The sequence below is a fragment of the Gloeocapsopsis sp. IPPAS B-1203 genome, assembly GCF_002749975.1.
Taxonomy (GTDB): Bacteria; Cyanobacteriota; Cyanobacteriia; order Cyanobacteriales; family Chroococcidiopsidaceae; genus Gloeocapsopsis.
The window spans coordinates 213,211-227,445 of sequence record NZ_PEIG01000005.1 but is presented as its reverse complement, the minus strand read 5'-3'; the positions used below and the strand labels follow the sequence as shown (position 1 = coordinate 227,445).

General features: G+C 41.2%; 12 protein-coding genes. 8 read left to right on the top strand and 4 right to left on the bottom strand.

The annotated features are described in order from the left end of the window. Nucleotides 1–513: 513 nt before the first annotated feature. Both CSQ79_RS10980 and CSQ79_RS10975 read right to left on the bottom strand, forming a co-directional pair. The gene (locus tag CSQ79_RS10980; RefSeq protein WP_099701208.1) at nt 514–1,491 is read right to left on the bottom strand and encodes an Npun_F2552 family protein; all 978 of its coding nucleotides are present in this window, start codon (nt 1,489–1,491) and stop codon (nt 514–516) included. Further along, nucleotides 1,488–2,450, bottom strand: coding sequence for a GAF domain-containing protein (locus CSQ79_RS10975; RefSeq protein ID WP_289501033.1), 963 nt, complete (start codon nt 2,448–2,450; stop codon nt 1,488–1,490). The genes CSQ79_RS10980 and CSQ79_RS10975 overlap by 4 nt, the downstream gene beginning before the upstream one ends. 219 nt (nt 2,451–2,669) lie before the next feature. Here CSQ79_RS10975 and CSQ79_RS10970 point away from each other — a divergent pair, with 219 nt between their 5' ends. Next, a complete protein-coding gene (locus tag CSQ79_RS10970) occupies nt 2,670–4,505 on the top strand; it encodes a PstS family phosphate ABC transporter substrate-binding protein (protein WP_099701206.1) in 1,836 nt (611 codons plus the stop codon). A 164-nt stretch (nt 4,506–4,669) separates the two neighbouring features. On the opposite strand, the gene CSQ79_RS10965 is transcribed toward CSQ79_RS10970, so the two are convergent. Then, nucleotides 4,670–4,876, bottom strand: a complete 207-nt coding sequence (locus CSQ79_RS10965) for a hypothetical protein (protein WP_099701205.1) — start codon at nt 4,874–4,876, stop codon at nt 4,670–4,672. Nucleotides 4,877–5,063: 187 nt separating this feature from the next. Beyond that, nucleotides 5,064–6,479: an aspartate ammonia-lyase gene (locus CSQ79_RS10960; RefSeq protein ID WP_099701204.1), complete on the bottom strand. Its 1,416-nt coding sequence runs from the start codon at nt 6,477–6,479 to the stop codon at nt 5,064–5,066. 186 nt (nt 6,480–6,665) lie between these two features. On the opposite strand from CSQ79_RS10960, the gene CSQ79_RS10955 reads away from it, so the two are divergent. The 7 genes from CSQ79_RS10955 to CSQ79_RS10925 all read left to right on the top strand — a co-directional run bounded on the left by CSQ79_RS10955 (nt 6,666) and on the right by CSQ79_RS10925 (nt 14,135). Further along, entirely contained in the window at nt 6,666–7,256 is a 591-nt protein-coding gene (locus tag CSQ79_RS10955) for a MarC family protein (protein ID WP_099701203.1), read from the top strand. Nucleotides 7,257–7,502: 246 nt separating this feature from the next. Further along, a complete protein-coding gene (locus CSQ79_RS10950) occupies nt 7,503–8,486 on the top strand; it encodes a helix-turn-helix transcriptional regulator (RefSeq protein ID WP_099701202.1) in 984 nt (327 codons plus the stop codon). Nucleotides 8,487–8,863: 377 nt separating this feature from the next. Further along, a complete protein-coding gene (locus tag CSQ79_RS10945) occupies nt 8,864–9,259 on the top strand; it encodes an endonuclease domain-containing protein (protein ID WP_289501032.1) in 396 nt (131 codons plus the stop codon). Between the two features lie 402 nt (nt 9,260–9,661). Further along, a complete protein-coding gene (locus CSQ79_RS10940; RefSeq protein ID WP_289501031.1) occupies nt 9,662–12,229 on the top strand; it encodes a TonB-dependent siderophore receptor in 2,568 nt (855 codons plus the stop codon). Then, nucleotides 12,217–13,185: an iron-siderophore ABC transporter substrate-binding protein gene (locus CSQ79_RS10935; protein WP_289501030.1), complete on the top strand. Its 969-nt coding sequence runs from the start codon at nt 12,217–12,219 to the stop codon at nt 13,183–13,185. Before CSQ79_RS10940 ends, CSQ79_RS10935 begins: the two co-directional genes overlap by 13 nt. A gap of 435 nt (nt 13,186–13,620) precedes the next feature. Then, the gene (locus CSQ79_RS28880) at nt 13,621–13,875 is read left to right on the top strand and encodes a hypothetical protein (RefSeq protein WP_099701359.1); all 255 of its coding nucleotides are present in this window, start codon (nt 13,621–13,623) and stop codon (nt 13,873–13,875) included. Nucleotides 13,876–13,898: 23 nt separating this feature from the next. After that, on the top strand, nt 13,899–14,135 hold the full coding sequence (locus CSQ79_RS10925; RefSeq protein ID WP_099701201.1) for a hypothetical protein: 237 nt from the start codon (nt 13,899–13,901) through the stop codon (nt 14,133–14,135). Nucleotides 14,136–14,235 lie beyond the last annotated feature (100 nt).

The following is a 14,235-nucleotide window of genomic DNA, read 5'->3' as shown; positions in this document are numbered from 1 at the left end:
AGTTCTACTGAACCTGTTGTAATGAACCTGAACAATGTTTGACACATGAGAAGGTAGTTTTCTACTTTCTTACTGCCATTTTAGCAACTCTTTTCTAACACACTGTTCGCTAACCAACAAATCTTATCTCTTGTATTCGTAGAACTTATATAAGGAGTGATGAGTGACTAGTGGGAGTATGGGAGTGTGGGAGTGTAGGTAATAGAGTTTTGTTAGCGTAGCGGTGCCTTAGCACGTTTTGAATTTTGAATTTTGAATTAAAAGAATTTTCTTAACTCATAACTCAACACTCAACATTCATAACTCTCTTAGTCTCCCCAACTACCCAGCTACTCTACTACCCGCCTACTCTACTACCCTCTTACCCTACTACCTTTTGATTCTCTGTATCAACATAAAAAACCGCCATTAGCTAGCTTTATGGCGGTTGCTTGAGCAATCGGAGGGTGTTAACAGCTTAATCTAAACTTATAGCTGCTCATCGTAGCAAAGTTTACACTTGAGTAAATACGCTTATTGGTTTTGACCAGCAGCGTAAGCTTTCATTGGCTCTTTGATCCAGCGGATGTAGAGATGTTTAAATGTGGACTTAATCACGCGGGGCATTCCAAAGTCAATCGGTGTCAGCGCATCTGGCAATTTCCAGTCATCGATCTGTAGCGCAGTAGGATGTAAGTGGGGAAATTGGATTTGGCTAATATCTGCACACAGTCCGAGACGAGCTTGCGCGGCGATGGTTGGTACGCTTTCTGGCTGCACTTGCAGCAGGTCTATCACTGCCCGATCCAGAGCAAATACGTCAGCAGCAGCACCCAATACACCTAACTGTCGCGGTTCGCCGCCGCTAGGACCATTACCTTCATGTCCAATAATACCATCAATAATTGTTAAGTCTGGGTTGATTGTCCGTGCAGTTTCGACAAGCATCTGCCCAAAGCGATTGAGATCTTTTCCGGCTTCCATATGCCACCATGCTTTCATTTTTCCAGGAACACAGCCAAAAAGATTTTTCACACCTAGAGTTAATGTCAGTTGACTGTGTGACTTTACTTTGGGTAGATTGATGACGACATCAGCTTCGATCGCTTCTTTACACAGCAGCAAGTGATTAAATTCTTCACCGACAGTTTGATAACGTCGTCCGTGAAAGTCTACAACAGGAATATGCAAGTCAGATATTAATGGCTGATATCCATTGGCGATCGCAACACCCCTAGCACTGCCAAATGCTGGACTATCTCCTAAAAATGGCTTACCACCAACATCCATAACCATCTGTGCTACGGTGTAGACTAATTCAGCACGAGTGGTACACTCTTTTCCAGGACGCGAGCCAGTCAGTAAATTAGGCTTGAGCAAAACGCGATCGCCTGGCTTGACAAAACTAGTCAGCCCTCCCAAAGGCTGCAGTAAAGTTTCTAAAGCATCTCGTAATAAGTTTTGTTCGTAGGATTGAGCTTGAATTAGGCTAACGAGTGGTTGCGAATTCATATAAAATCACTTTGACTAATGACAAAACCGACTTGAGTTGCTAAGCGCGCAAACAAGCTAATCTCATTTTCTTGCCAAACACGCGGGCGATCGCACTGATGCGCAATCAGTAATCCTAACAACACATCGTTGTGCATAATTGGCGCCACTAAGTTTGCTTTCACTGCAAACTGTGCTAACAATTTGATGTGGCAATCGGTTAAGCCTGGTTCGTGGTAGATATCATTGATTGCCCGCACGCGACCTTGTTTATACAATTCCATATGCCGCTCGCGGAAGCAAGGATCGTCAATTTTCACCCGCCAAGTTTGTGGTAGTCCTGGGGCGACAGATTCTGCTACCACACTGCCTTGCCAAGTTGCGTCATCCAACTGATAGAGTAAAATGCGGTCTGCTCGTATGGCACGGCGGATTTCTTTGACTGCGGTTCTGTATAAATCTTCTATGTCTACTGCTTGCCGCAATCGTAGTGTTACTTCTTTAAAAAGCTCTGCTTGTCCCGTTGCCTCTTTTCGCACTGATTCATTTGTGGCACTTGGCAGTAATGGTGTTGCGGTGCTTGGTGCTATGGCAAGATTACTTGTTATCGTGTTGTCTAATAAAGCTATAAGATTTTGATTCGAGGTATCTGTTGCCGTTGACAATGGTTTTTGCGTACGATTAGCCAAATATGCAGCAACTAACCCAAAGAGTAGTAGTAATCCTGCCCCAGTCTCAGCTAAAAGAGTTAACGGCAATCGTCTTCTTGGTACAAAAGCAATTTTTGGTGGTTGAGTCATTCTTGCTTGCTCAGCTGCTTGATTCTGAGCAATGACTACTTGAGAACTTGAATTTTCAGCGCTAGCTTTCGTATCTAATACTGGCAATATTAAAATCGCTATGACTGCTGCAATTTTGATTTGTTGTTTGATCTGAAGTATTTGCTGTGTATTTGCCGATAAAGCCATCAATATTGACATTTTTGCAGTTTTTTGATTATTTACACCATAACCAATGCTGAGAAATTTGGTAAGCGAAGAAAATATATAATTTTTATTAATTGAAAGTTTAGTATTGTAGTTAACAGACTTAGGAAGTTTCTTGCTGATTCTGTACATACCTACTAATATTTGTGGGGGAGTTGCTTGAAAATTCTCCTCAAGATAGTATTGTTTTAATTTTTTTTTGCAAGTAAGCTGATGGATTTACTCCTAAGACAACTCCATTGCACGAGTTTTGCAGGTAGAGGATTGAAACAGCTTGTGAGTCAACAAGTGCCGCTTGAAGTTCGCAAAGCATTTAGCGATCGCATCATTTCATACTACTGGGAACCTTCTCATCCTCCTACATTAGGATATCGTGCTGTTTACTTATATCAAATCACTTCTGGACAAACGTTATTTGGATGGTTATACGCTGACGAAATCGATCAAAACGGCAGTGTCATCCCTTACTTTGTCTGTTATTACTTAGACGAAACACTGCTGAGCTTTCATCTAGAAACAATTTTAACTTGCTTACAAAAAGGTCCATTAACGGTTATTGACCGCAATAATCCATCAATTTCAGTAGCAACAAAGGTCGTATCTAACCTATGGAACTACGAACCAGCGCGCCCTGGAGTAGTCCTTTCTTCTGAAATTCGTCAACAATGTCATACTGCTTTAAGTCAAGAAAAACTGATCACTTTATTTATTCCGCTTTCAGCACAAGAAACAGTGATCTTACCTAGCGAACAAACCTATGAGCAGCAGATTGCAAACTTATCAGTTTACCAACATTATATCATTGAAGGAATTGTAAATTATGATGATTTGATCTCACTAAAAACATTAGATGAGCAAGGAAAATTAAAATCACACCAAAGTGAAAATGATGTAAATAATGTTCAAGAACTTCAGCAAAAATCAAGTTTAGTTAAAATAAAAGAAAATGGTTTAGCAATTGCTCAAAATAATAGTTTTCATCAAGAAAGTTCAAAGAAAAAGATTCTTTCACAAGATGAGAATCTGAACTTAAATACTATGCCATTTAACCGTAACAATATTCAATTCTTACTACGAATTGGTATTATTGCCACTGCTTTAGCAGTAACAATTTCACTCTACAGATTGATTCAAATTATTATTCTTAGCCCGATCGCTTCAGAAGTTCGTACCAATAATCTTGTTTTTTACAAAACCTTAGCTGAGGTTCCAAACGTTCCTCAAGGAGTCTTTAATTACGGTGGTTCTCCTACCCTAGCCCCGTTGCGTTCTCCAGGAATTGTTTCTGCAATTAGCCAGTCACAAAGGCAGTTTCAGTTACGTTTTGTTGAACCCGTTGGTACTCCTCAAGGTTCTGCTGCTGGTATTAAAATGCTACTGGATGGTGAATTGAGTTTTGCCCTATCATCGCGTCCTTTAAAAGAAGACGAGATCGCTCTAGCAAAAGCGCGTGGATTTGCTTTAGAACAAATTCCTATTGCCATTGATGGTATTACTTTTTTTGTTCACCCGCGTAATCCTATTGTGGGTCTAAACTTGGCACAACTACAGGATATTTTCTCAGGAAGAATCAGCAATTGGAAAAGTGTAGGAGGTTCAGCTCTGCCAATTACAGCATATAGTTTTACTCCTCAAGTCAGTGGAACTGCAGATGTTGTTCAACAAAGAGTTTTAGCCGGAAGGGAGTTTGGTAAAAATGTCCAAGCTGTTGCTACAGCAACAGAAGCAATTCTCAAAGTTGCTGCTAATCCTGGCGCTATTGGCTATAGTTCAGCCTCGGTTGTTGTAGGACAAGAAACGATCTATCCTATCCCTGTATCCATAGCAGCAGGAGAAATGTTTATTACCCCCTTTGTTGGTATAAACGAAACGGTATTGAACAAAACAGCTTTTACTAACGGTTCCTATCCGCTAACACGTCGGCTGTTTGCGATCGTTAAACGCGATGGTAGACTCGACGAGCAAGCAGGAGTCAGCTATGTCAATTTATTAACAACTGATGAAGGACAAAAATTAGTAGAACAAGCAGGTTTTGTTCCGATTCGTTGAATAGCTATATAATTCATAACTACATAAGTGGGTATGCATAATTATACATTACACTTTTTTATGTTAGTTAATAATTAATAGCAATACCCCATAAATTATTGACTATTAGACAGACAAAAACGTAAGTAACAGCAATTAATGGAAATAGATCTAACACAAATTCTTTAAAATCTAGAACCACACATCGACTGTAAAACAGCTTCAGGCTGATTGCGGTTCTTTTCGCGGCAAATCAAAACCTCGGCTAGACGACGTTCGGCAAAAAATTGGTGTGTAAACCAGCCTAAAGGTGTGCCAATAAATATACCAATAATCAAACCTGTTAGCAAACTATAAATAAGGTTTTTTCTCGTAATCGCAGTAGTAGCCAACTGATTATTTCTCCTCGTTAAAGACTTTTAGATTTAAGTAGGTAGGCATAATTAAATATCACACTTTGTTATGTTGGTTAATAGTGAATAATTAATAGCAGTTTGCCATGAACCATTGACCATTGACTAATTACCAGTTCTTGAGTTGCGCTTTCGCTTACCTACTATGTATTCTAAAAAAAAGAGCCTATCCTTGTGTAGAGCGCATTGCACTCATTTGTTCTAGATTTAATACTTTAGCTAAATCTTCTGCTGTCATTAATCCGCGTTCGAGAACAATCTGTCGGAGTGATTTACCTGTTTCTAGCGACTCTTTGGCAACTGCGGCTGCATTCAAGTAGCCAATATAAGGATTGAGGGCTGTCACCAGCGCTAAGCTACCTTCGGCATAAGCAAAACAGCGATCGCGATTTGCGGATATACCTTTAATACATCGTTGGGTTAATGCGGCGAGAGTGTTACCCAATATTTCAATACTGTGAATCAGATTGTAGGCAATGAGTGGCATCATGACATTAAGTTCAAGTTGTCCAGCTTGTGCGGCGAGGGCGATCGCATTGTCATAACCCATCACCTGAAAGCATACCATTGAAGTCATTTCTGCCATTACAGGGTTGTATTTTCCTGGCATAATTGAAGATCCAGGTTGTACGGGTGGTAGTTGAATTTCTTTAAAACCTGTTTTTGGTCCCGAATCCATTAACCGTAGATCGTGAGAAATTTTGACGCAATCCTGTGCTAAGTTGCGTAAAGCCCCAGAAACACTTACAAATGGTGCCATACTCTGCATTGCTGCCATAAGATGTGGTGCAGGACGTAAAGGTTGATCAATTAATTCCGCTAAAATTTGAGCAACGCGATCGCAATACTGGGGATGTGTATTTAACCCTGTTCCCGCTGCACTACCTCCTAAGCCAAGAATAGTCAGATCTTGTGCAGCAGTTTTAATTCTAGTTTCGTGATCTTGGATGATTTGTGCCCAAGCACGAAAGTTTTCACCTAGTCTTACTGGAACCGCATCTTGTAGGTGTGTTCTACCCGATCGCACAATATCTTGAAATTCTACAGCTTTGTTCTCTAAAGCAGCGATCGCACCTGTCAACGCAGGATAAAGCGTTCTTTTTATTGCTAATAAACCTCCGATACGAATTGCGGTCGGAATGACATCATTTGTCGATTGACCGTAATTTACATGATCGTTTGGGCTGACGCGCTGATAGTTTCCTTTTTCATCGCCTAAAATTTCTAAAGCCCGATTAGCTAAGACTTCGTTAACATTCATATGATGCGAAGTTCCTGCACCTGCTTGGTAGACATCCACCACAAACTGATCGCGCAGTTTCCCCGATAACACTTCATCTGCTGCTGCAACAATTGCTTGACTAATTTCTAAAGATATGCATTCGAGTTCACCATTTGCGATCGCTGTGGCTTTTTTAATCAACACACAAGCATCAACATATGTAGGTAGAGGCTTAATTCCACTTATCGGAAAATTTTCTGTTGCTCGTAGCGTTTGGATACCATAGTAGACATGATGGGGAATTTGTCGTTCTCCCATCGAATCGCGTTCAATTCGTACTTGTGAATCTTGTTGAGTCATGTTGGCAGGTGCAAAAATAAGTCACTCTCAGGTATGATGCCAGATTTATTGATTTGACAAAACCTGGCAGTGGATAATTAAATTTACCCTTCGCTCCTCATCCTATGGATTTCTTACTATTGAGTAGCATCCTGTACAATTCTGAATTAAGACTCGCCCCTCACCCCTCACCCCTCACTCTTATCTATGGATACATCTGTCCTAGTCAGAACCTTTGTTGCTGTATTTGTCCTTGCTGATGCTTTGGGTAATGCACCGATATTTTTAGTTCTAACTAAGGGTATGGAACCACAGCAACGTAACCGAGTTGTTGATAAAGCTAGTATTGTGGCGATCGCAGTATTATTGGGCTTTGCCTTCGGCGGTCAGTTTATTCTCGATTACTTGCACATCAGTATTGCATCATTGCGGGTAGCTGGAGGGCTGTTACTGCTACTAATTGCTTTAAAAATGCTCGAAGGCGAATTGGATACGCCAATTGTCGAACAAGGGCGCGATGTGGCGATTACTCCGCTAGCGTTGCCTTTACTCGCAGGACCTGCAACGATTACTACAGTCATGCTGTTAATGTCAGAGTCTCCTAACGCACATATCAGTGTTGTCGTTGGTACTGTTGCAGCGATGGTTGTCACCTGGTTTATTGTGCGCCAAGCAGGGCGCGTTGACAAATGGATTGGTGCGGAAGGTGCAGTCATCGTTACGCAACTTCTTGGTTTTCTGCTTGCTGCATTGGCAATTGAGATTGGTAGTGAAGGAATTAAGGAATTGTTTTTTTAGTAATTGTTAGCGATCGCACAATTCAAGCATTCATTAGCAATCATGGGTGGGTGAGGACACCCACCCTATAAATTCAGATTAATTCAACCTTTGTGGGTTGGGCAAGATGCCTAACCAGAGTCAAATGTAATACTCTTGCAAGAAATTTAATAACCCAACTCTCCATTGCCCATTTCCTACTGAAATATTGAGAATCTTTCTAAACTAACAATAATAAATTAATGACAGCAACACGCAAATCGCCACATGACTACCACAATTTCAGCACAAGCTTACGAGGAACTTTGGCAAGATGCTAACCCTACGCCGCCACAACCCAATTCATTAAACTACTCGGATGTGATTTGGCAGTTTCCTCGTGAATTAGGGCAAGGATTTCAGCAAGCGATTAACTTGCATCAAGGAATAGAACTCACAATCGATAACTATCAACTTCACAGCGACTTAACGACACAATTTGACGAACACGATCATCCGATTCAATATGGATTTTGCCTAGCAGGTAGTTTTCGATCTCGAAGTGACGATCTTATTCCTGGACAGTATTGGTTTTGCGGTAGTGGCTTAGCATCAGGGGGAGTTTTTGAAAGATCGAGAGGGCAATACTTACAAATCAACGTTCACATTGCACCCGAATTATGTCAATCATTGATTGCTACTGCGGGACAAATTGCTTCAGAGTTACTGCATCTATTTCGCGAACCACATCAAGAATATCAATACCGGCATGGTAAAGTGACACCAGTGATGCGGCTAACGCTACAGCAAATTCTCCACTGTCCTTATCAAGGCATCACAAAGCAAATATATCTTGAAAGCAAGGTATTAGAGCTATTGGCGCTGATGGTTGAGCAAGAAATTGAATTTCAACAGGGTAAAACTCCCACACCGTCGCTCAATAGGAACGATTTGGATCGACTTCACCAGGCGCGAAAAATCTTAATGCAACGGCTAGCTAATCCTCCATCACTAATCGATCTAGCGCGTCAAGTTGGGTTAAACGATTACGCACTCAAGCGCGGTTTTCAGCAGGTATTTGGTAAAACAGTATTTGGCTATTTACATGATTATCGCTTAGAGCAAGCACAACAATTATTAGCAACGAGCGAAATGAAAGTGACAGAAGTCGCAGATGCAATAGGCTTTGAAAGTCGGAGTTACTTTGCATCTGCCTTTAGGAAGAAATTTGGTATGAGTCCAAAAGCGTATCAGATGCAGTGTAAAGTTTGAAAATTCTGATGTTTATCCACTCTCAAAGTCCCCCACTCGTGGGGGATTTAGGGGGCGAGGACACTCAAACACAAACGCCATCATTCTTGTGCGATCGTCGCAGCGGACAAACTCTATTTCTAAGACATTGACTCACAAAAATATTTTAAATTAGTTTCAGGAATCTCAGCCCCCTTACGCCACTGTGGGCAGATAATGCACTGTCTCGCTTCTCACCACTCAATTATCAGCGGGTTTTCGCTCCCTAAATCCACGCCACTTGTGGGCAGATAATACACTGTCTCACTTCTCACCACTCAATTATCAGCGGATTTTCGCCCCCTAAATCCCCCAAAATTGGGGGACTTTGAAGTATCAATAACTGTCGTGGGTACTCTATGAATATCTATGACAAACTTTTAACGATGAAATCTCACCGCATCCGAGGAACGACTCCGAGAATTGTTGCGGCTGCGCGACATCTGCGACAAAACCTTACACCCACCGAAAAGATACTATGGCAAGCTTTAAGAAATCGACAACTCAAGGGATTAAGGTTTCGTTGTCAGCACGCTGTCTGTTCGTTTATTGTTGATTTCTACTGCGCTGAGTGTCGATTAGTCGTTGAACTCGATGGCGAGATTCACAACCAACAGCTTGACTATGATAATGCTCGCACCGAGCAACTTCAGCGCTTTGGCTTGCGAGTCATACGATTTCGCAATCAGGAAGTGATGACAAACCTGGAGTGGGTTCTCCAGCAAATTCTTGAAGCCAGTCGCGAAAAAATCTAACTGTTCCTCTTTCAAAGTCCCCCACTGGTGGGGGATTTAGGGGGCGATAAAACCACAAACGCAAACCAGTGATTTGTCATCCAAATTTGAGCAATTGGTGTAGAGCCTGGTAAATCTTGTGCGATCGCCAAATTTTACAAGCTGTATTCTAAGATATCAACTAAAACAAAAATATTTTAATAAGTATCGAGAATCTTAGCCCCCTAAATCCCCCAATTATGGGGGACTTGGAACAGGTATTGACTGGAAGTAATTGGTATTTCTACACCCATTACCAATTACCAAATAAAAAATTCCCGCTAGCATTCAAAAATATTCCGGCTAGCAACCAAAATTGCTTTTATCACACGCACAGAAGCTGTATGTTCTTGAAAATGCTTCTCAGTTAAAGTGTGTAGAGTGATGATGCAGTTGCGTTGGTTGACTATTCTAAGTTGCTTTTCGGTATTGATTGCGCCATCCGCTTGGGCTGATTCGGTAGAACAGGGGAAAAATACAAGTCGTAATTTATTAACTGAAAGATTGCGCGAATCTCAACATTCTCAACACAACAACGAAATACCTCATCTACACGATATAGCACAGCCAGCAAAAACTGTTGAACAGTGGCTGAGTCAAACTCCTTCTGTAATCGAAGTGACAGGCGTTAGCGTTAGTGCTACCGATTTTGGATTAGACGTAATTTTAGACACCTCCGCAGAATTAGCTCCTGTCACCTCAGTGATTGGCAATACTTTAATCGCCGATATTCCCAATGCAGTGCTAGCACTTCCCAATGCACAGGATTTTCAGCAAATCGATCCAGTAGCAGAAATTGCATCGGTATCAGTAACAAACTTACCAAATAATTATGTTCGAGTTGCCATTACAGGTGTCGATGCACCGCCAACAGCGGAAGTGAGAACACAAGCTCAAAGTTTGATTTTGAGCGTAACACCAGAATTTACAGAAGCTGAAGAAGAAATTCAAATCGTCGTCACAGGAGAACAAGATGGATACTTTGTTCCTGATGCTTCAACCGCGACCAGAACCGATACACCCCTGCGAGATATTCCGCAATCAATTCAAGTTGTACCGCAACAAGTGCTACGAGATCAGCAAGCTGTCCGTTTAGAAGATGCGTTGCAAAATGTCAGCGGTGTAACGCAAATCACTCCTCGATCTTGGCCAGGAAGTGATTTTGCGATTCGGGGCTTTAGGATTGACGAGTTCTCATTTTTTGGAACTACGCTCAGAGATGGTCTACAAGATCCTGTCGGTACATATTTGCTTGAACTCACGAGTATTGACAGGGTAGAAGTTCTTAAGGGTCCATCGTCAGTATTGTTTGGCTCGGCAAATCCAGGTGGCACAATTAATATCATTACCAAGCAACCCTTACCCGATCCATTTTACGAATTAAGTGCAACAGTTGGTAGTTATGACTTTTATCGCGGTGCCATCGATTTAACTGGATCTCTAAATGACTCGCAAACAGTTTTGTATCGGCTGAATGCTTCTTATAGAAGCGCTGGTAGTTTCATCGACTTTGTAGAAAACCAAAACATTTCTATCGCGCCTGTTCTTGATTGGAGAATTGGTGAGAATACCACCCTGACTTTTTCAGGCGAATACCTCAGTTTGAATAGTGTATTTACACCTGGTCAACCAGCAGTTGGGACAATTCTCCTTAACCCCAATGGTGCGATCGCACGTAACTTATATATTGGCGAACCTGATAGTAACTTCGATCAAAATGGAATTAGAGTTAGGGCTGAATTGGAGCATCAATTTAGTGATAATTGGTCATTGCGAAGTGCCTTTGGATTGAGAACATATCGCGAGACGAGGAGAAATCTCGTTTTTCCCGATAGTTTGTCTCCTGACAACAGAACTCTAAATCGTAGGTATCTGGTCGATTTCAATGAGCAAGATATATATAGTTTTGCTACAGATATTGTTGGCAAATTTTCAACTGGCTCTGTTGAACATCAGTTGCTATTAGGAACTACTCTAGCTAGGATTGATTACATTAGATCGGAAGGTTCGAGTGGAACTGCCCCACCTCTCGATTTGTTCAATCCTGTGTATGGGCAGCCTCTTACACCACCTGTCGAATTTTATGACTCCACTTCTGTATCAGACTCGTTGGGTATTTACATCCAAGATCAAGTTACAATAACTGATAATCTCAAGCTGCTTCTAGGCTTGCGGTTTGATGCTTTTGAGCAAACCAATCGAGATTTGCTAGAAGATACCAGAACAAATCAATCTGGCAATGCATTTAGTCCGCGTGTCGGTATCGTCTATCAACCTGTTGAGCCGCTTTCGCTTTATGCTAGCTACAGTCGCTCCTTCACTCCTACAATTGGTTTAGCATTTGATGGTAGCCAGTTTGAGCCAGGAAGAGGAACTCAGTATGAAATCGGGGTTAAGGCAGATTTAAACGACCAGCTTTCTGCAACCCTTGCCTTATATGACTTGACTCGTTCTAATGTTTTAACAGAAGATCCAGTCAATCCCAACTTTTCTATTCAAACAGGTGAGCAACGCAGCCGAGGGGTTGAACTAAATCTGACAGGTGAAATTTTACCTGGATGGAATATCTTCGCAGGCTATGCTTATACTGATGCCACTGTCACCGATGACACCGACAGTAGTTTAGTTGGCAATTTCCTCAACAATATCCCCGAAAATAGCTTTAACTTGTGGACAACTTATGAAATTCAAGAAGGTGCGCTACAGGGTCTTGGTGTGGGTGCGGGTTTATTCTTTGTAGGAGAACGTCAAGGAGATTTAGCGAACACTTTTCAAGTACCTAGCTACCTCCGTACCGATGCTGCAATCTTTTACAATCGAGAGCAATTTCAGATACAAATCAATTTTAAAAACTTATTTGATGTGGATTATTTTTCAGGAGCTTTTAACAGCTTAAGAGTTTTTCGAGGTGAACCCTTCACCATTCAAGGAACAATTTCATGGCAGTTTTGAGCGAGTTGAACTGTATGAGATGTTTTCGCTTTACCTATCTATTTCTCTTAGGAGTATTAATCTGCACAATTGTCTCGGCTTGTAGTTTTCACAGTGTTACAAGCAATAAGGAGTTAGCAAGCTGTCGAGTTGTACAACACACAGCAGGTGAAACGTGTATTCCTCATAATCCTCAGCGAGTTGTAACTTTGTGGGGTGGTACTTTTAGTAGTACGTTGGCATTAGGTATCAAACCTATTGCATCCGCATGGATTCTAGGAGAACCTTTTCCAGAACACCTTCAAAGCCAAGTGGATGGAGTTGAAAATATTGGGTTTGAGCCAAATTTAGAAAAGCTTCTGTTACTAAAACCTGATTTAATTTTATCAAATACTCGATTACAAAATATCTACACGCAACTATCCAATATTGCACCTACCGTTGCCTTGTATCATCCCACTCCACCAGCTTCTTGGCAAAGAACTTTAGAAGATCTTGCTAAGATTCTCGACAAGGAACAGGAAAGTAAAAAGTTAATTAATGACTACTGGCAGCGAATTGAACAATTAAAAAAAGCGTTGGGTAATAGTCGTCTGCAAATGCAAGTATCTATTGCTACAGTAGATCAAACTTATGGCATATTCATCTACGGAAAACAACATCCTATTAGTATAGTTTTGAATGACATTGGATTACAACGTCCACCTACACAAAATGGAGATTTCTTCACGCGAGACAAAATTTCTTATGAAAATTTATCTGATATTGATGGTGATGTTTTGTTCCTTTCATATGGTAAACAAGCAGGTAGAGAGGCTTTAGAAAAGCTACAACAATCTCCTTTATGGCAGCAATTAAAAGTAGTTCAACAAAATCGAGTTTATCTTGTTGATTCTGACCACTGGTACGCTTTTGATATTTTGGCAATGAATGCCGTCATTGATGACTTATTTAAACACCTCGTCAACACACCTTAAACTCTTGTGCCTCTGCACTCTACTTCAAAAAGTGCGATCGCTCCAACAAAAATTACTATAGTCGCTAAATTCCATACATATTATATATAGAGAAATTCTGGAAACTAGAAGAATAAGTTCCGATGCGCCACAACGCCGTCAACCCAAATCTCTAGAGGAATTCTATCAATTGATAGATACATTTTGGATTGCAATACTTTAGAGCAGAAGGCAAAACAGGATTTGTCTGTCCAGATCATTGCTGCTACAAAATGCAGAATAACCGAAATTTTGCACAGCACAGAAGTTGTGTCAGGATTTGTTAATTTATTTGGGATAATTGAGCGATCGCGCTCATATTTTGTAAAAATGAATACAGAAAATATTTTATTTTTTTCTCCTGGTTTGACAGAGAGAAAGTATTTTGCACTCAGTTTTAATGGATTTGATGTAGAAATGAGTATATCCCTGCAAACAACTAATCCGGTTTGTCCTCCCACACCAGCACTAGAGGGAGCGATCGCTTCAGGTTGGAAACCCGTTTGTCATATCACTTACACCCGCGATACATGGGTTAAGCTGCTGCAATTGCCTAGCGAATATGCATTCGATGAAGCCAAATTACTTTGTCAGGAATCCCCAGATACCTGGAACGCTTGGATACCGGATTGTGGTGAAGTTGTTCTCCATAGGAGCCACTTCTATTGTTGATCGAGGAAATGAGATTGAGTGCTATGAACACCGAATCAGCTATCGATTGGGATGAGATGTTTGAGTATCTACCAGGAACGATTGTAGAACTCAAAAACAACCCAGGGGTTTTGCACCAAATTGATTACTATGAAGCCATGATGGTGCCTCCAATTTGGTTAGTAGACGATCCGCGTCCACGTTACCCTAGTGAGTTACGAATTGTGTCGCGTCGAGAAGCTCCAGTCTGTCAAATAGAGTCTCAACCCACGCTTGCATAAAACATACTCAGAGCGATCGCCTGACAACCTTTGATGTTCGTAACACAACTCTTGTCGTGAAACCAGAAAACCTTCAACCAATTTTGGTCAATAATCTGCG